This is a genomic window from Streptomyces sp. NPDC054975 (assembly GCF_053609105.1).
This window is the reverse complement of record NZ_JBSGWV010000032.1, coordinates 1-16,578: the sequence shown is the minus strand read 5'-3', so window position 1 is coordinate 16,578 and position 16,578 is coordinate 1. Positions and strand designations below refer to the sequence as shown.

At 71.1% G+C, this 16,578-nt stretch carries 19 protein-coding genes and 1 pseudogene; 11 read left to right on the top strand and 9 right to left on the bottom strand.

The features are described 5' to 3' along the window. Nucleotides 1-19: 19 nt before the first annotated feature. Nucleotides 20-541, bottom strand: a complete 522-nt coding sequence (locus ACWF79_RS24570; RefSeq protein WP_453730289.1) for a DUF6328 family protein — start codon at nucleotides 539-541, stop codon at nucleotides 20-22. Between the two features lie 138 nt (nucleotides 542-679). Here ACWF79_RS24570 and ACWF79_RS24565 point away from each other — a divergent pair, with 138 nt between their 5' ends. The 4 genes from ACWF79_RS24565 to ACWF79_RS24550 all read left to right on the top strand — a co-directional run bounded on the left by ACWF79_RS24565 (nucleotide 680) and on the right by ACWF79_RS24550 (nucleotide 3,560). Then, nucleotides 680-1,057, top strand: coding sequence for a hypothetical protein (locus ACWF79_RS24565; protein WP_453730288.1), 378 nt, complete (start codon nucleotides 680-682; stop codon nucleotides 1,055-1,057). Between the two features lie 242 nt (nucleotides 1,058-1,299). Then, nucleotides 1,300-2,076: a polysaccharide deacetylase family protein gene (locus ACWF79_RS24560; RefSeq protein WP_453730287.1), complete on the top strand. Its 777-nt coding sequence runs from the start codon at nucleotides 1,300-1,302 to the stop codon at nucleotides 2,074-2,076. Nucleotides 2,077-2,481: 405 nt separating this feature from the next. Further along, nucleotides 2,482-3,192 (top strand): hypothetical protein, encoded by a 711-nt coding sequence (locus ACWF79_RS24555; RefSeq protein WP_453730286.1) that lies wholly within the window; start codon nucleotides 2,482-2,484, stop codon nucleotides 3,190-3,192. Beyond that, the gene (locus tag ACWF79_RS24550; RefSeq protein WP_453730285.1) at nucleotides 3,189-3,560 is read left to right on the top strand and encodes a peptidase inhibitor family I36 protein; all 372 of its coding nucleotides are present in this window, start codon (nucleotides 3,189-3,191) and stop codon (nucleotides 3,558-3,560) included. Before ACWF79_RS24555 ends, ACWF79_RS24550 begins: the two co-directional genes overlap by 4 nt. A 71-nt stretch (nucleotides 3,561-3,631) precedes the next feature. Here ACWF79_RS24550 and ACWF79_RS24545 read toward each other — a convergent pair whose 3' ends face one another. From ACWF79_RS24545 to ACWF79_RS24530, 4 genes are all read right to left on the bottom strand, one after another. Continuing rightward, entirely contained in the window at nucleotides 3,632-4,336 is a 705-nt protein-coding gene (locus ACWF79_RS24545; RefSeq protein WP_453730284.1) for a hypothetical protein, read from the bottom strand. 269 nt (nucleotides 4,337-4,605) lie between these two features. Beyond that, nucleotides 4,606-5,004: an SHOCT domain-containing protein gene (locus ACWF79_RS24540; protein ID WP_453730283.1), complete on the bottom strand. Its 399-nt coding sequence runs from the start codon at nucleotides 5,002-5,004 to the stop codon at nucleotides 4,606-4,608. Nucleotides 5,005-5,198: 194 nt separating this feature from the next. Next, nucleotides 5,199-5,654 carry a peroxiredoxin gene (locus tag ACWF79_RS24535; RefSeq protein WP_453730282.1) on the bottom strand — a complete coding sequence of 152 codons (456 nt, stop codon included), beginning with the start codon at nucleotides 5,652-5,654 and terminating at the stop codon, nucleotides 5,199-5,201. A 94-nt stretch (nucleotides 5,655-5,748) separates the two neighbouring features. Further along, nucleotides 5,749-6,318 (bottom strand): PadR family transcriptional regulator, encoded by a 570-nt coding sequence (locus tag ACWF79_RS24530; RefSeq protein ID WP_453730281.1) that lies wholly within the window; start codon nucleotides 6,316-6,318, stop codon nucleotides 5,749-5,751. A gap of 272 nt (nucleotides 6,319-6,590) precedes the next feature. On the opposite strand from ACWF79_RS24530, the gene ACWF79_RS24525 reads away from it, so the two are divergent. Next, nucleotides 6,591-7,385: an ArsR/SmtB family transcription factor gene (locus tag ACWF79_RS24525; protein ID WP_453730280.1), complete on the top strand. Its 795-nt coding sequence runs from the start codon at nucleotides 6,591-6,593 to the stop codon at nucleotides 7,383-7,385. 197 nt (nucleotides 7,386-7,582) lie between these two features. Then, nucleotides 7,583-7,888 carry a CU044_2847 family protein gene (locus tag ACWF79_RS24520; RefSeq protein ID WP_453730279.1) on the top strand — a complete coding sequence of 102 codons (306 nt, stop codon included), beginning with the start codon at nucleotides 7,583-7,585 and terminating at the stop codon, nucleotides 7,886-7,888. Nucleotides 7,889-8,023: 135 nt separating this feature from the next. Here ACWF79_RS24520 and ACWF79_RS24515 read toward each other — a convergent pair whose 3' ends face one another. After that, nucleotides 8,024-10,522, bottom strand: a complete 2,499-nt coding sequence (locus tag ACWF79_RS24515; RefSeq protein ID WP_453730278.1) for an ATP-dependent Clp protease ATP-binding subunit — start codon at nucleotides 10,520-10,522, stop codon at nucleotides 8,024-8,026. Nucleotides 10,523-10,764: 242 nt separating this feature from the next. Between ACWF79_RS24515 and ACWF79_RS24510 the strand changes: the two genes are divergently transcribed. Then, the gene (locus ACWF79_RS24510) at nucleotides 10,765-11,229 is read left to right on the top strand and encodes a hypothetical protein (protein ID WP_453730277.1); all 465 of its coding nucleotides are present in this window, start codon (nucleotides 10,765-10,767) and stop codon (nucleotides 11,227-11,229) included. A gap of 125 nt (nucleotides 11,230-11,354) precedes the next feature. Here ACWF79_RS24510 and ACWF79_RS24505 read toward each other — a convergent pair. Continuing rightward, nucleotides 11,355-12,152, bottom strand: a pseudogene (locus tag ACWF79_RS24505) (extracellular catalytic domain type 2 short-chain-length polyhydroxyalkanoate depolymerase); the annotation flags it as partial. A 435-nt stretch (nucleotides 12,153-12,587) separates the two neighbouring features. Here ACWF79_RS24505 and ACWF79_RS24500 point away from each other — a divergent pair. Further along, nucleotides 12,588-13,118, top strand: coding sequence for a tetratricopeptide repeat protein (locus ACWF79_RS24500; RefSeq protein ID WP_453730333.1), 531 nt, complete (start codon nucleotides 12,588-12,590; stop codon nucleotides 13,116-13,118). Between the two features lie 19 nt (nucleotides 13,119-13,137). On the opposite strand, the gene ACWF79_RS24495 is transcribed toward ACWF79_RS24500, so the two are convergent. Further along, on the bottom strand, nucleotides 13,138-13,518 hold the full coding sequence (locus tag ACWF79_RS24495; RefSeq protein WP_453730276.1) for a histidine phosphatase family protein: 381 nt from the start codon (nucleotides 13,516-13,518) through the stop codon (nucleotides 13,138-13,140). Between the two features lie 25 nt (nucleotides 13,519-13,543). Continuing rightward, complete coding sequence (locus ACWF79_RS24490; protein ID WP_453730275.1) at nucleotides 13,544-14,827, bottom strand: M20 metallopeptidase family protein; 1,284 nt, start codon at nucleotides 14,825-14,827, stop codon at nucleotides 13,544-13,546. Between the two features lie 163 nt (nucleotides 14,828-14,990). On the opposite strand from ACWF79_RS24490, the gene ACWF79_RS24485 reads away from it, so the two are divergent. The 3 genes from ACWF79_RS24485 to ACWF79_RS24475 all read left to right on the top strand — a co-directional run bounded on the left by ACWF79_RS24485 (nucleotide 14,991) and on the right by ACWF79_RS24475 (nucleotide 16,464). After that, nucleotides 14,991-15,332 carry a DUF5713 family protein gene (locus tag ACWF79_RS24485; protein WP_453730274.1) on the top strand — a complete coding sequence of 114 codons (342 nt, stop codon included), beginning with the start codon at nucleotides 14,991-14,993 and terminating at the stop codon, nucleotides 15,330-15,332. A gap of 258 nt (nucleotides 15,333-15,590) precedes the next feature. Continuing rightward, nucleotides 15,591-16,181, top strand: a complete 591-nt coding sequence (locus ACWF79_RS24480) for an RNA polymerase sigma factor (RefSeq protein WP_453730273.1) — start codon at nucleotides 15,591-15,593, stop codon at nucleotides 16,179-16,181. Continuing rightward, on the top strand, nucleotides 16,153-16,464 hold the full coding sequence (locus ACWF79_RS24475; RefSeq protein ID WP_453730272.1) for a hypothetical protein: 312 nt from the start codon (nucleotides 16,153-16,155) through the stop codon (nucleotides 16,462-16,464). The genes ACWF79_RS24480 and ACWF79_RS24475 overlap by 29 nt, the downstream gene beginning before the upstream one ends. Nucleotides 16,465-16,578 lie beyond the last annotated feature (114 nt).

The window sequence follows — 16,578 nt, the reverse complement described above, 5'->3', positions numbered from 1 at the left end:
CCGGAGCGTGCCCCTGGGCTCAGTCCGACTCCTCGTCGGCGTACCGGCGGCGGGCCCAGAGGGGCAGGGCGTACCAGCAGAGCAGGTACCAGGCGACCACACCCGCCACCAGCCAGGGCACGAAGGTGTCGTCCGTCGCCACCCGCAGAACGAGGAGCAGCGCGCAGGTCAGCGTCGCGAGCAGCAGGACGAGTCCGATGAATGTCATCCGGGAGGCCCAGACCACGGTCTGGGGTTTCATCCGGCGCCCCGCGACCAGCCGGTGGAAGGAGACCGGCCCTATCAGGGCCCCGGTGGCTGTAGCGCCCAGCGACACCGTGATCACGTAGATGGTCAGGTCGGTGTCCGACAGATCGGCGAAGCGGGGTGCGAAGACGACGGTGAGCAGGAAGCCGAACATGATCTGGACGCCCGTTTGGGCGACCCTTATCTCCTGCACCAGATCGTTCCATTTGCGGTCCGCGCGTTCCTCCGGCGTCTCGTCACGCCCTCGGGCGCGGCCGGTGCTGTCCGTCTGGTCCTGCGTCGGTCGAGTGGACACGGAGCCTCCCAAGGTCGCCCTCCCCTTCGCGGATAACCGCGCGAGGGGACTTCAATCCCGAACGTCGCGTGACACCTCGGGGCGAGGGATGCTGGAAGCGTGGCGGGGACGACAGGAACGCCACCCGGCAGTGAGGAGATGAACGACGTGTACGACGCGCACATCGACACCGACGTCACCGTGCAGCTGAGCGACTGCGATCGCGAGGACGCCCAGGCCGTCTTCGACGTCCTCGACCACGTCTACAAGCTGGAGGACATGAGCGCGCCCGGCCCGCGAGCGGCCACCGCGCCCGCCCCCACCGTCTGGATGGCCACGTTCGACACGGCCGAGGGGCGTCGGGAGGAGACCGGGCCCGTGCGTCTGACGGGCATGGTCGGAGCGCTGCTGACCGGTGGCTACCACGCCGTGGACGAGGTCGAGAAGACCCTCGCCGCCGCCTTCGACATCCAGTCGCTGCAATCCGTGTCCGGAGACCAGGAGACCGAGGCGCGCCTGCTGCTTTCCTCCCGCTGACCGGCCGCCGCGCCGGAATGCCGACGCGCTGACCTGCCGGCTTCCCGCCGGCACACGAACGCCCCGGGCGGAGCGGACGGGCACCGCTCGGGGCACACGTCTGCCCCGACCCTGCCCAGGCCCCCTATGCACCGCGTGTATACACCGTGTGTAGAGTGCTTGGCATGCCACGAAAGCGCGCCCCTGACCTGGCGTGCGTGGCGTTCCGAAGCCATCTATGGGGAAAGCGGGTCCGCAGCACCATGTTCCGAACCGAAACGGGGAAGCGCCGGGGATCGTTCGTCGCCCTTCTGGCGGCGGCCTCTCTCGTGCTCGCACTCAGCGGCTGCGGGGTCGACTCGATCAGCCCGGCCGACGCCAGGGGCAAGGCCGCGACGTCGGACGACAAGGCAGGCGGGGCCGGCGCGGTCGACTGCGCGAAGGCGAAGTGCATCGCGCTGACCTTCGACGCCGGCCCGGGCAAGGACACTCCCCGCCTCCTCGATGTGCTCAAGGAGAAGAAGGTCCCCGCCACGTTCTTCCTGCTCGGCAGGAAGCACGTCGATCGCTACCCCGAGGTCGTCAAGCGCATCTCCGACGAGGGGCACGAGGTCGCCAACCACACCTGGACCCACCGCATCCTCACCGACCTGGAGGCGGACGAGGTGCGCGAGGAGCTCTCCCTGACCCAGGACGCGATAGAGAAGATCACCGGGAAGCGGCCGACCCTGATGCGCCCGCCGCAGGGGCGCACCGACGACACGGTCTCCGAGGTGAGCCGCGACCTCGGCCTCGCGCAGGTCCTCTGGAGCGTCACCGCCAAGGACTACGCCACGACCGATTCGGCGCTCATACGGAAGCGGGTGCTCGACGGCGCCGAGGGCGACGGGATCATCCTGCTGCACGACATCTACGACGGCACCGTTCCCGCGGTGCCCGGCATCATCGACGAACTCAAGCAACGGGGATTCACCTTCGTGACCGTTCCTCAGCTCCTCGCCCCCGGCGAGGCCCAACCCGGGGCCGTCTACCGTCCGTGATGTGAGACGCACGAGGGGTGAAAACGGGGTGAGGTGTCTCACATCGGTCACCTCGGACGCCTCGGAACCCGCCTTGAAGGTTTATCGTTCATCAATGTGTGACGGTGAAGGGGTCCGGTCCCCAGGTCCCCCGCTTGAGGTGACCGCTCTTCGTCGTCGCGGCAATCGGCCCCGGTTGGAATCCCCCGTCCAACCGGGGCTTTGTCGTTCCCCAGGGCCAAGCGTCGGGGCCGTTCCCGGAGCCGTACCGTCGCGAGCGCCGCGCCCGGACGGCGCGCGCTCCGGCGCGTTGGACCCCTTCGGGTGATCTTGCGCATGCCTCCTCACCTGCCGGGCAGTGATCGTCACGGGCTGTGACGATCACGTCGGCGGCCCGCCGATCGGGGACCTAACGGGGGGGTTGCCATGCAGGACACGTCCGCGCACATCCGGCGCGCCGCCGCAGCCCTGGTGGGAGGACTCCTGCTCACGGGGTGCGTCACCACCGCCCCCGGGCGGACCGTCCCGTCGACACCCCAGGCCCAGGACGCACTGCTCAGAACCGTCGAGCGCACCCTCGTCGACCGCTGTCTCGACGCACGCGGACTCACTCTCGCCCGTCGGCCGGACACCACCGAGGAGGACCGACGCCTTCAGGCGGCGCTCTTCGGTACCGGCCCCCGCGAGCTGTCGCTCACCCTCGCCACCGGCCACACCGTCACCGCCCACACCGACGGCTGCCTCGCCGCGGCCCGGCAGACCCTCTACGGCGACCAGACGCGCTGGTTCCGCGCTCAGGTGACCGTGGACAACCTGCGTGCCGAGGCTCAGCAACGGATGAAGGACGACCCCGCCCACCGGGCCGCCCTCACCCGCTGGAACCGGTGCGCGACCCCGCCCGGCACCCCGAGCCCCGCGCGATCCGAGCGCCCCGCGCCCGCCGTCGTCGCCCGCTGCGACAAGGAGAGCGGACTCGCCGAGGTGCGGGCGCGGCTGGAGCCCGCCGAGCTGGCGAAGGTACGTGTCCTGCGGGACGACCAGCTCACCACGTACCAGCAGCTGCGCACCCGCGCACTGCGGCGGGCAGTCGAACTGTCCGCACCCGTCACCACACAGGAAGGCACCCACGCCTCATGAAGCGCATTCTCACCATCACCGCCGCCGCCCTGCTCACCCTGACCGGCGGCCTCGCCCTGACGGCACCCGCCCAGGCGGCCGAGTGCCCGAGCGGCCACTTCTGCACCTGGCAGGACGCCAACTTCGGTGGCCAGCGGGCGAACTGGAGCGGCGACGACGGCTGGTGGGAGAGCTGGATCGCCGACACCGACTCCTCCTGGGCCAACCACGGCATCTCGGGAGCGGGCATCAAGGACCACGTCCGCGTCTACGAGAGCGCTCACCAGGGCGGCTCCATGACCATCTGCCTGGCCCCCGGCCAGGAGGTCGGGTACAACGGAGCCGCCAACGACCGCGGCGACTCCCACACGTGGGCGATGAACTGCTGACCCGTTCCCTGCTCGCGACGCGGTCCCGCACCCCTGTCGGGTGCGGGACCGCCGTGCAGAGCGGCGACACCTCACCGGCGGGAGCGCCGCTTCGGGCGGCGGCGCCAGAGCCACCAGCTGCCCACGATCAGGGGGGTGGTGACCAGCAGAAGGGCCAGCAGGGGCCAGTGCGCGCCGGCGATCCGCGTGTCCGTGAGGACGATCAGGGCCACTCCGACGGCAGGGATCAGGAGCGACACCAGGGCCCGCAGGCCGGCCACGACCATGTCCGGTTGGAGACGGCCGGCGCGGGGTGCCCTGCGGTCGCGGACGCCGAAGTAGAAGAGGGTCGCCCGGTCCGTCAGCACGGTGGTGGAGCGGTGGTACGAGAGCGCCAGGTACGGCAGCCACACCAGCGGTGCCACGAGACCGGTCAGGATGACCACGATGAGGAGGGCCCACCGGCCGAGCCGGGCGACACGGCTCGGGCCGCTTCCGCCGTCGTCCGGCGTCAGGATGCCGAGGAGGCGGGCCATCCGCAGGACCAGGTCCCACAGGACGGCGATCCGGCCGGGGCGGGGCAGGGGTCCGTCGGTGGGCTCCGGCCGGGCGCGCAGGCGGGCCATCGCCGTCTCCGTGTCCGCGTACACCCCTTGCAGGACCAGCAGTTCCGCGGCGCGCTCGGGTGCGGTGGTGTCCCGGCCGTCCAGGCCCGCCAGTTCAAGGATCGTCCGCGCCTGGAGCAGGAGCGCCCCGCAGAACGCGACGGGGATGAGCAGCATGAACGGTCCGCCCACGAATGCCCCTTGGGCGGTGACCGCGCGCCGTCCACGTTCCGTGACCAGGGCCCGGAGCTCGGCCTGCGCAGCCTGCGGGCGCTCGGCGCGCAACCGTTCCACACGCTGGCCGGCCGCCGGCCCCATGTGCCGCAGCGCGAAGGCGGCGAGCAGCTCGGGGAACCGGCCCGGTTCGGCCCGCGCGTCCCGCAGGAGCGAGCGGGAGAGCGTAGGAGCCGCTTCGGTGAGGGCCGGTTCCGCCGGGTCCGGTTCGTCCGGTGCGCCGTTCGTCAGGACAGGACCTTTGCCTTCGCCCTCTCGAACTCCTCGTTCGTGATGGCGCCCTTGTCCTTGAGATCGGCCAGCCGAGCGAGTTCGTCGACGCTGCTGCCGTGGCCGTCGGCCGTGCCCGCGGCCTTGCGGATGTACGACTGGAACGCGGCCTCGCTCTCCTTCGCCTGCTGGATGTCCCGGCGGCCCATGCTCTTGCCGCGCACGATCACGTAGACCAGCACGCCGATGTACGGCAGCAGGATGCACAGGACGAGCCAGCCCGCCTTGGCCCAGCCGTGCAGTTCGTGGTCCCGGAAGATGTCGGTGATGACCTTGAACAGAAGGAACAGCCACATGACCCAGAGGAAGAACCAGAGCATGGTCCAGAAGAGGTTGAGGAGAGGGTAGTCGTCCATGCCTGCACTCCGTTCCGGCCACGGCCACCGGGGGACCGGGCACACGAGCGAGTGTCGCCCAGCCCTGGTGCGCCCGCATGCCGGGCGAGCCGGGCGGGGCTGCGCCGCTCGGGACCACGGATATCGGATCCTGGATCATGGATATTGGATCCAGGATCCGATCTCCATGATCCAATATCCGATCGCGGCTCGGCTCAGGCGGTGCGTGCCTTCAGCGCCGCCAAGGCGCGGTCCGCGTGAACGCTCATCCGCAGCTCGCTCCGGACGACCTCCAATATCCGGCGGTCCTCGTCGATGACGAACGTGACCCGCTTCGTCGGCGCGAGCGAGAAGCCCCGCGTGACACCGAAGCGGTTGCGGATGGCGCCTTCCGGGTCGGAGAGCAGCGGGTAGCCGAGCGAGTGGCGGTCGGCGAACTCCTGCTGCCGCGCGACGCTGTCGGAGCTGATGCCGACGGGTTGCGCTCCCGCAGCGCGGAACTCGGTGGCCAGGTCACGGAAGTGGCAGGCCTCCGCGGTGCAACCGGCGGTCATCGCCGCCGGGTAGAAGAAGAGGACGACCGGCCCGTCCGCGAGGAGACCGCCCAGCGAACGAGGTGTCCCCGTTTCGTCCGGAAGAGTGAAGTCCTCGACGATGTCACCGACGTTCATCCGGCCCGCCCCTTGTCTCCGACCGGCTCCTCCGGTCATCGACGGGTGACGCTACCGCAGGGTAGGGAGGCCCGTCACGGGCGGGCGCCCCGCCTCAGACGCGTGGGCGCGCGGCCTGTCGCCGGTCCAGGATCGCGAGGACCTGCTCGCCCCAACGCAGGTTCTCCTCCTCCAGGGACCGCCCGCGCATCAGCGTGAGATACGGGCCGATCCGCTCCGCCTCGCGCAGGTACGTGTCCTCGTCACGCCCGGCGAGCATCCACTCCCGGAGCCTCTCCCACCGTGCGAGCTTGCCCCGCGCCCACTCCATCCGCTCCTGGACGAAGCCCCGCACCGCCTCGGTGTCGCCTTCGTCGCAGGCCTGCACCTGCACCATCAGCTCGTCGCGGATGGCGGTCGGACGCGGCGGCTGGGCGGTGTACGCCGTGAGGTCCTGCCGTCCCGCGTCGGTGAGGGAGAACATCCGCTTGTTGGGGCGCCGTTCCTGTTCCACGACGCGGGCGGAGATCAGACCGGCCTCGGAGAGCCGGTCGAGCTCGCGGTAGAGCTGCTGCGGCGTGGCGGCCCAGAAGTTGGCCACGGACACGTCGAAGATCTTGGCCAGGTCGTATCCGGATGCCTCGCCCTCCAGGAGGGCCGCGAGGACAGCGTGCTTCAGGGACATCCCGACACGCTAGCAGCACCGTTGATCAGGTGGTTTCGCACCTAATCAACGATGGGGGCCTTGTGGATGTCGTGGTTGGAGGACGCCCTCCGACGGGCTCGTGCTCGACCGGGTGGCCCGGGGCGGGAGTGTCTCGGCGGAGGAGGTGGAAGGCCTGGTGGTGGCGGCCCCGCGACCCGCCCGGGGTGCGGGCGAGACGGAGGTCGTTGACATGCAGCTGATCGGCTGCCTATCGTAGATGCAGCTAAAAGGCTGCATGTTGAGGTGGGGCGATGGATGAGGTGTTCAAGGCGCTGGCCGATGCCAGTCGGCGACGGCTGCTCGACAGTCTGAACGCCCGCAACGGCCAGACCCTGCGCGAACTCTGCGCGGGGCTGGACATGGCACGGCAGTCCGTCAGCAAGCACCTGGCGCTCCTGGAGGCGGCGGGGCTGGTGGTCACGGTGCGGCGGGGACGGGAGAAGCTGCACTACCTGAACGCCGCTCCGATCCACGCCATCGGGGACCGCTGGATCAGTCGGTACGCCCGCGAGCGCGTCAGCGCGCTCGCCGACCTGAAGTCAGCATTGGAGCAGAACCCGATGGACAGCAACGCGTTCGTCTACACCACGTACATCCGCACCACCCCCGAGGAGCTCTGGCAGGCCCTGACCGACCCCGCCTTCACCCGGCGCTACTGGGGTGTGGCCTTCGAGACGACCTGGACCGCCGGCTCGCCGATGGTCTGGAACGAGGGTGGCCGCCGGACGAGCCACCCCGACCAGGTCGTCCTCGCGGCCGAGCCCGGCCGTCGGCTCTCCTACACCTGGCACACCTTCACGCCCGAGTGGGCCGAGGCGGTCGGCGTCGGTGACGAGGTGTACGCGAAGCTCGCCAAGGAGCGCCGCTCGAAGGTGACCTTCGAGATCGAACCGGCCGGGGACACGGTCAAGCTCACCGTCGTGCACGACGACCTGGAGCCCGACGGCACCATGCGCGGCATGATCGGCGAGGGCTGGCCGTCCCTGCTCTCCAGCCTCAAGTCGCTGCTGGAGACCGGCGAGGAGCTGCCGGAACCGCCGCGCTGAGCCGACCGGAGCCGCAGCGAGAGGGACCGGGGCGAGCCCTTCGCCCCCACCGCCGACACCCCGCGCTGACCGAGAGGCCCGCTCAGGGCGGGGGCGGGTCGGGCCCGCCACGCCCCGGGAGGCTCGCTGCCCGACCCTCGACCCCGCCTCGGTGATACTGGCGCTCTGCTCGCCAGCCACTCCCGGAGGGATCCGTGATGCGGGACATCACCAGGGTCGAGGTCGAAGACGCCGTTCTCTACGTGGAGGCGGAGCGGATCGGCCCCGAATCGGACCTGGAGGGCCTGGGCGACCGCGTCCCGGACCTCTCCGGGGTCACGCGCGCCCTGTCCTCGTTCGCCGGCCAGCTCGGCCAGGCGCTGCACCAGGCGGCGCCCGACCGGGCAACCGTGGAGTTCGGCTGCGAACTCGGCCTGGACGCGGGCGGCCTGACCGCGCTCATCGTCAAGGGCAGCAGCCGGGCGAACCTGCGGGTCACCCTCGAATGGACCAAGTCCAGCTGACACCGGCATGGCCGCGGGGCCTGAAGGGGAGGACACCACCCTTCAGGCCCCGCGGCGTTCAGGGGCAGACCGAGACGGCCTGCGGTCGGACGGAGGCGCCCAAGGAGGTGCCGTGGTCACCTGGGACGCCTGCGGTCATGCCGAAGCGGCCTGTGGGGACGTCACCCGGCACACCAGGGAGTCGTTCTGGACGTCCGCCACGATCGTGTCGCCGGGATCGGCCTCACCACCCAGCAGCAGGTCCGCGATCCGGTTGTCCAGCTCCGTCTGGATCGTACGGCGCAGCGGCCGGGCACCGAACTCCGGCTGATGACCGTGGGCGACGAGCAGCTTCTTCGCCGCTTCCGTCACCTCCAGGTGCAGACCCTGGGCATGGACCCGGCGTTCGCTCTGTCGCAGCAGCAGATCGAGGACGTCGCCCAGGTCGTCCTCGCCGAGACCGTGGAAGATGATCGTCTCGTCGATGCGGTTGAGGAACTCCGGCGTGAAGTAGCCGCGCAGGTCCTGCTTGAGGTCGTCGCGGATCGCCGAGACGTCACCGTGGTGCTCCAGGATCCGCTGGGCGCCGATGTTCGACGTCATGATCACCACGCAGTGGCGGAAGTCGACCGTCCGGCCCTGGGCGTCCGTCAGCCGGCCGTCGTCCAGGACCTGGAGCAGGGTGTTGAAGACGTCCGGGTGCGCCTTCTCCACCTCGTCGAAGAGCAACACGCTGTACGGCTGGCGGCGCACCTTCTCGGTGAGCTGCCCGGCCTCCTCGTGACCGACGTATCCGGGCGGGGCGCCCACCAGCCGGGAGACGGTGTGCTTCTCCTGGAACTCGCCCATGTCGAAGCGGACCATCCGTGACTCGTCGCCGAACAGCAGCTCCGCCAGCGCCTTCGCCAGCTCGGTCTTGCCGACACCCGTCGGGCCGAGGAAGAGGAAGGAGCCCACGGGACGGTTCGGGTCGCCCATGCCGGCCCGGTTACGGCGCACCGCCTGGGCGATGGCCGTGACCGCCTCGTCCTGGCCGACCACCCGGCTGTGCAGGGCCTCCTCCAGTTTGAGGAGCTTCTCCTTCTCGCTCTGCGTCATCTGCGCGACGGGGATGCCGGTACGGCGTGACAGCACCTCCGCGATGTCGTCGACCGTCACCTCCATCACGCCTTCGCGCCTTTCCACCACACCCGCCAGCTCGCTCTCCAGCCGCGCGATCTCCTTCTTGAACTCGTTGGCCTTCTCGAAGTCCTCGGCGGCGACGGCCTCGTCCTTCTCGCGGTGCAGCTTCGCCAGTCGGTCCTCGCGATCGACCACCTCGGTCGACTTGCCCAGCGAGCGCAGCCGTACCCGGGCGCCCGTCTGGTCCATCAGGTCGATCGCCTTGTCGGGCAGGAAGCGGTCGGAGACGTAGCGGTCGGAGAGCTCGGCGGCGGCCACGAGTGCCGCGTCGCTGTAGCGGACCTGGTGGTGGGCCTCGTAGGTGTCCCGCAGCCCCTCCAGGATCTGGATGGTCTCCGCCACCGAGGGCTCGGGGATCAGCACGGGCTGGAAGCGCCGTTCCAGGGCGGCGTCCTTCTCCACGTACCGCCGGTACTCGTCGATCGTGGTCGCGCCGACCACATGCAGCTCACCACGGGCGAGCGCGGGCTTGAGCATGTTGCCGGCATCCATCGCGCCCTCGCCCGTCGCGCCCGCACCGACCACGGTGTGCAGTTCGTCGATGAACAGTACGGTCGACTCCGCGTCGGCCTTCACCTCGTCGATGACGTTCTTCAGTCGCTCCTCGAACTGGCCGCGGTACTGGGCCCCGGCGACGAGCCCGGACAGGTCGAGGGCGATGACCCGCTTGCCCTCCAGGGTCTTGGGCACGTCGCCCGCCACGATCCGCTGGGCGAGCCCCTCGACGATCGCGGTCTTGCCGACGCCCGGCTCGCCGATGAGCACCGGGTTGTTCTTCGCACGGCGGGAGAGGATCTCGACGGTCTGCTCGATCTCCTCGGCCCGTCCCACCACCGGGTCGAGCTTCCCGGCCTTCGCCTCCTCGGTCAGATCCCGGCCGTACTCGTCGAGCGTGGGCGTCCTGCTCTCCGGCTTCGCCGTCGGCGTCCCGTCCGCCCGCGCCGCCCGGTCGGCGGTGGACCGCAGGCTGCCCACGTCCGTCCCGTACGCCGTCAGCAGCTTCGCCGCCGCCGAGTTCGGGTCGTCGAGAAGGGCGCCCAGGATGTGCTCGGGTCCGATGTACGAGACCCCCGACTCCTGGGAGCGCTCGAACGCCCGGAGCAGGACGCGCTTGGCCGCCGGGGTGAGCCCGGGCTGAGCCGAGGGGACACCGCTGTCGCCAGGCAGTGCCTCGGCGGTCGAGGCGGCCAGCTTGTCGGGATCGGCGCCCGCCTGGGCGAGCAGGGTGCGGGAGGGTTCGATCTGGGTGCAGGCCCAGAGCAGATGCTCGGTGTCCAGGTCGGCACTGCCGTCGTCGACGGCGCGAGCGGAGGCACGGCCGATCAGTTCCCGTGCCGAGTCCGTCAGGAGCCGGCCGATCGGAACGCGCTGCACGGCCGGGGGAGAGGCGGCGGGCGACATACCGAAGAAACGGTTGAGCAGGTCGTTGAACGGGTCCGGTCCACCGAAGGAGCCGAAGGGGGACATGGTCATGTGATGCCGTCCGATGCGTCGACGTCCGGGCAGTACTCCTTCCACTGGACCAGAACCCGGCGGCCCCCACCCGGCGGGCCCCGGCTACGGAGCGTGGCCCCGCCAGGGGCCCGCCGCCCCGGCGCACGGCTTCAGCCACCGCCGCCCACCGAGACGTCCCCCGCGTCGGCCCCGCCGATCGGGTGAGGGGGCCACGCGCGTGGGGCGTTAGCGGTCGGTACTGCACCGTCAGCGTCACCGGGGTGTCCTTGTTCACGAAGAGGTACGCCGTCGAGGACGGGGCCGACTCGAAGCGCAGCCGTACCTGTGTCGTCCCGCTGCGGTCGAGCGCCGCGAGGGCGGACGCCGACAGATCCGTGGAGGCCGCCGAGCCCGCGGAGAACGCGGCGATCGCCGCCCCGCCCGCCACCGTCGCCGCCGCCGACCAGTCCGAGGGCTCGACCGCGCACCCGCCGAAGCAACCCCTCGTCACGTCCACCAGCAGCCGGTTGCCCGCCGGGGACGCCCACGGATCGCCCGAACCACTGCTGCGCGCCACCGTCAGATACGCACGGGTGATCTCCTTGCCCGCCGGAATCCTCGACGTGTCGAAGGAGAGCAGCGTCCGGTTCACCTTGCCGTCCGTGCCCCGGCCGAGCGCAAGGCCGTACGTGTCCTCCAGCGGGCCCACCGTCGCACCCGTACCGTCGGCCGCGGCCTTCACATAGCCGTCCTGCGCGTCCACGCTCGACAGCGTCACCCGGTCGGCCGCGGGCGGGGGAGTGGAGCCGCGCAGCGCCCGCACCATCCCCATGATCGCCTCGATCTGCTTGCCGCCGTGCCGGGCGTACGCGGAGTCGCCGAGATAACCCCACCAGTTCCAGCAGCCGTTGGGGTTCTCCAGGGTGCCGGTCGCCGCCGCCTGCGGGTACAGCACGATCATGTCGTTGGTGTCGGCGTACTCGTTGAGATACGCCCGGTCGACGAACTGGGTCCCGAAGCCCTGGTACCCGTACCCCTGCTTGCAGCCGTGCAGCGCCACCATCAAGGAGCAGGTCGCTCCGTCGGAGCAGGACTTCGGCACGTAGACGAATCCGTCGGCGCCCAGCGACAGCGGCGCGGCCGCGCCGCCCGGGGCGTAGGCGTTCTGGTCGAAGCGGATCAGCGTGCCGCCGGGCGTCGCGCTCGGCGCTGCGACGGAACTCCGCAGATGGCCGAGGAGGTCCCGCTCGGCGTCGACGCCACAGTTGTTGATGTACGGACTCTGGGTGACAGTGCAGGAGTTGGGGCCCAGCGGGCTGATCCAGGCATGGCCGGCTGCCGTGCCGCGGTTGTACGTCACGCGCGCGCCGAACCGCCCGTAGTAGTCGGCGAGCGCGTCCGCCACGGGCCGCTTGACGGTCGAGTCGTTCGAGCCGCTGAAGACGTACACCGGATCGCCCGCGAGGTTCGCGAGCGGGTCGACGAGCCCCTGCGCCGACCAGTTCCGCGTCGTCTGCTCCAGCTGCGCGAGCTGGAGGTCCTGGACAGTGTTCATACAGGCGTTGAGAGCGGTGGAGAGCGTGTTCTGGGCGCAGTTGTACGGGCCCGAGGCGAAGACCGCCGAACCGCTGAACGTACCCGAGTACGCCACGTGGAGCTGGGTGGCCATGTACCCGCCCGACGAGATGCCGGCGCTGTACACGGCGTCGACGTTGTACGGCCGCAGCTGGCCGGGTACGGGCGCGGGTGCGGCCGCGGACGGTGCGGCGGCCGACGGGGCGGGGGCCGTGGGCGCGGCCGCCGAGGGTGTCGCCATGGGGAAGAGGGCCGCGGTGGCGACCAGCAGCAGTGCGGTCAGTCTGCGGGGCCCTCGTGGCCCGCGCGGGCGGAGGGGACGGAGTGGACGCATGGGATCTCCCGGCGGCTCGGTCATGCCAGGGGGCATGGGGGATTGATGGCCGGGAGACTAGGCGCGGGCCGACGCGACCACCTATGGGCCCGGCCGCCACAACTGGGCGGCAGGAGTATGGCGTTCCGTCATCTGGCAGTCACCGGACCGCCCTCCACAGGGACCTGCGACGATGGGCCCATGGACACCACCCCCATGAGTGACGACGAGCGGGACGGCCTGCTGGCGGCGGCGGTCGCCCTCCGCGAGCAGGGCCGACAGGAGGAGGCGCGCGACCGCCTGCTGGAACTCGCCGCCCTTCGGCCCGACGACGCCGAGGTGGCCTACCAGACCGCGTGGGCGCACGACGTCCTCGGCCTGGAGGCCGAAGCGGTGCCCTACTACGAGCGGGCGCTCAAGGAGACCGTCAGGGGCGGCCCGTCCGGGACCGCTACCGGCCTGTCCGAGGAGGACCGCCGGGGCGCGCTCCTCGGCCTCGGCAGCACCTTCCGCACCCTCGGCCGGTACGAGGAGGCCGTCGCCACCCTGCGCGGCGCGGTCGAGGAGTTCCCGGACGACGGCGCGCTGCGCACCTTCCTGGCGATGGCGCTGTTCAACACCGGCGACCACCACGAGTCGGCACGACTGCTCCTGCGCCTGCTCGCGGCGACGAGCGACGACCCGTACGTACGGCGGTACCGGCCCGCCATCGAGCACTACGCCGAGGACCTCGACGCGACCGTATGAACCCTCGGGCGCCCGTGGCTCAGTCGTTGACGGCGGTCAGCAGGACGGCCGAGTCCTCCAGGGCGAGGAGCCCGTGCCGCTCCTTGGGGATCATCCTCAGCTCTCCCGTCGCCAGCTCCTCGGACCACCCCGCGGCCGTGAGCTTCACGCGTCCCCTGAGCACCATCAGGCTCGCCGCCGGCGGCGCGTTGTGCTCGTCGAGCGCCGTGCCGGACAGCAGGGCGATCACGCTCTGCCGGAGCACCCCGTCGTGGATCACCACCTGGGCACTGCGGCCGTGCGGAGCGGTGCGCGCCGCGGCCAGATGCTCGTCGGCGAGGGCTGCGAGGTCCTTCATCGTCTCTCCCTGCGGGGAACGCGGGTGTGAGTCCCAGCCTCGCGCCTGTCGCGCGGCCCGCAACTCGGGGCGCGGTACGCGGACACCCCTAGACGGTCAGGGCACCCGTCAGATGGTCGTACGCCACGTGCGCGTGCAGCCGGACGCCGGTGACGAGGGTGGCGTCGTCCGCGTAGAAGTGCGGATTGTGGTTGGTGACCAGGCCCCGGCCTCCCGGCACGGGGACCGGCTTGCCGTCCGCGTCCAGTGAGGCGTCCTGGACGCCCAGCATCACGTACAGGCCGCCGAAACGGGCGATGAACTCGGACACGTCGTCGTACCCCAGCGTCGCCCCGCTCTCCACCGTCCGCTCCTCGCCGACCACCCGCCGGATCGTCGGCAGGCCGGCCGCGACCCACTCGGCGCTGTTGTGCACGGGCGGGACCGCCTGGAGGTACTCCACCGTGGCCGAGGCGTTGTACGCCGCAGCCGAGTGCTCGACGAGCGTGGTCAGGCGGCGCTGGACCTCGGTCATGTCCGACTCGACCGCGCAGCGGACCGTGCCCCACAGGGTGACGGTCTGCCCGATGATGTTGAAGCGTCCGACGTCCTCGATGTGGCCGATGGAGACCGTGACCGGGTCGAACGCGGAGACCTGGCGGTACAGCTGCCCGACGCCGGTCAGCACCGCGCCGACGGCGGGCATCGGGTCGACGCCCTGCCACGGCGTGGAGCCGTGCGTCTGCTTGCCGGTGACGACGATCCGCACCAGGGTGGACGCGCCGTACTGATTGCCCACCCGGTAGCCCACGTACCCCTTGGGGTACGGCGTGACATGCATCCCGAACGTCATCGTCGGCACCGGATCGGCGCACGCGCCCTCGTCGAGCATCGCCAGCGCCCCGCCCCGCTCGGTGACCGGAGGTCCCTCCTCCGCGGGCTGGAAGACGAACAGCACGTGCCCCGGCAGCCTTTCGCGCACCCCGGCGAGCACAGTGGCGGCCCCCATGAGCATGGCGGTGTGGCAGTCGTGGCCGCACGCGTGCGAGACCGGGAATGGGCCACCTGGGTAGTCGGCGTCCACGACCCGCGAGGCGAAGTCCTCACCGCACCGGTCCTCCACGGGCAGCGCGTCGATGTCCGCCCGCAGCGCCATCACGCGCGCACCCGGCGCGCCGCCGCGCAGCACCCCCACCACACCGTGCCCGGCGATCCCGGTACGGACCTCGTCCAGGCCGAGGGTCCGGAGGTGATCGGCGATCAGACGGGCCGTCCCGGCCTCACGGTTGGACAACTCGGGGTGCTGGTGCAGATGCCGCCGCCAGGCGACGACCTGATCGGCCGTCTTCTCCGCGAGCCGGTCCAGTTCCCGGTGGATCGGATCGGTGCTCAAGAGCCACCCCTCGTCGTCGGGCCGTCCCTCCAGGGTGAGACTCGTACCCGGTCGCGCGCTCCGCAACGCGCCGAGCCGCTCCGTCGACCGGCCTGAGGGGCGTTGTCAGTGGCGTGGTGCACGATGGGACACGTCCGGTGATCATCAGGGGGAAGGGACCAGCATGCCGATCACGAACGAGCAGGTGACGGGGTACGCGTTTCTCAAGGCGCTGTACGAGGACGGGTACTACCCGGACCATGTGGTCGACAAGGGGCGGGCGATCCTGCTGAGGCTCTGCGAGCGGATCGAGGCGGAGCGGCCGGCCGATCTGACCGCGCTGTACGCGCTCACGGAGGTGGCCACCGAGGAGTTCAACGCGCTGGAGGCGGACTTCGACGAGGCCGGGAGCGAGATCGAGACCGTCGCCCGGGAGGAGATCGCCGAGAACTTCTGGTTCGTCGCCACGGCGTACGGCTTCGTGGACGCCGACGTGGAGGAGCTGGTCGCCGCGCGGGAGTGGTGAGGGGCCATGGCGGGGACGGTGCCGGTCACGTGGGTGTCCTTGAGGCGCTCTCACCGGCCGGCCGTTGACGAACGGCCGGATCAACTTTTCGGGGCGCGGCCCGAATCCTTTCGGCGGGACCGGACCTCCTATACACGTGCCGACAGACGTCGGCACGTGACGAGGAGGACTTCATGATCACAGGTATCGCCATCGCCGTCGGAGCCGTACTGCTCTGCACGTGCACCTACGTCGCCGTCCGCAAGTGGAAGTACGCCCGTGGCTGACCCGTCCTGGCCCGGCGAACAGCTGATTGTCGCCGCCCAGCGCGGCGACGTCGATTCGATCACGGCGTTGGTGTCGGGTTCGCACCCGAACGTGCGCCGCTTCGCCCGTTCCCTCTGCGCCACTCCGGAGGACGCCGAGGACGCGGCACAGGAAGCCCTGATCATCCTCTATCGAAAGATCGGGATGCTCCGGACGTCCGGTGCTCTGGCGTCGTGGATGTTCCGCATCGTCCGCAACGAGTGTCTGCGGCGGGCGCGGACCATGCGGCCTCGCGGCCCTCTGCCGGACGCCGCCGTGCGCTCGGCCGAGGACGTGGTGCTGGAACGCATCGAGGCGGGCAAGGTGGCGGCGGCCGTCGCCGCCCTCCCGGCCGAGCAGCGCCGCGTGCTCATCATGCGGGACATCCAGGGCTACAGCGGGCGCATGGTCGCCGACGCGCTCGGCCTCAGCACCTCCGCGATGAAGTCGCGTCTGCACCGCGCCCGCACCGCGGTTCAGCGGTCCCTCCATGCCACCTCCGCATCCGACTCCGCATCTGCGCCGGGAGACACCCATGACGACAACCCGGGCCAGCGGCCCTGACTTCGCGAGTTCGTCCCTGCCCCGCCACCTGGCGCGGGGCGCCATCGGCTTCGGCGGCCTGGTCGGCGCGTTCGCGCTGATCCCGGCCGTCGGCCCGATCAGCCTGCTGCTCCTGCCGGTCGGTGTGCTGGCACTGCGCGGCTGCCCGATGTGCTGGACCATCGGCCTGATACAGACCGTCTCGCGGGGGCGCCTGCGGCGCACCTGCGAGGACGGCAGCTGCAAGCTGACCGTCGCGGACCGGGGCCAGCAGGAGCGCCCGGCCGAGCCGGTCCCGCGGTAGCGGAGCCGTGGGCCCGGTGGTGTGGGGGGGGGGGGCGCGGGGGGCGCCGGCCCCAGGCCCCACCGCGCCCGCCCCCCGGGGGGGGGGGCGGCCCGGGGGGGGGGGGGGGGGGGG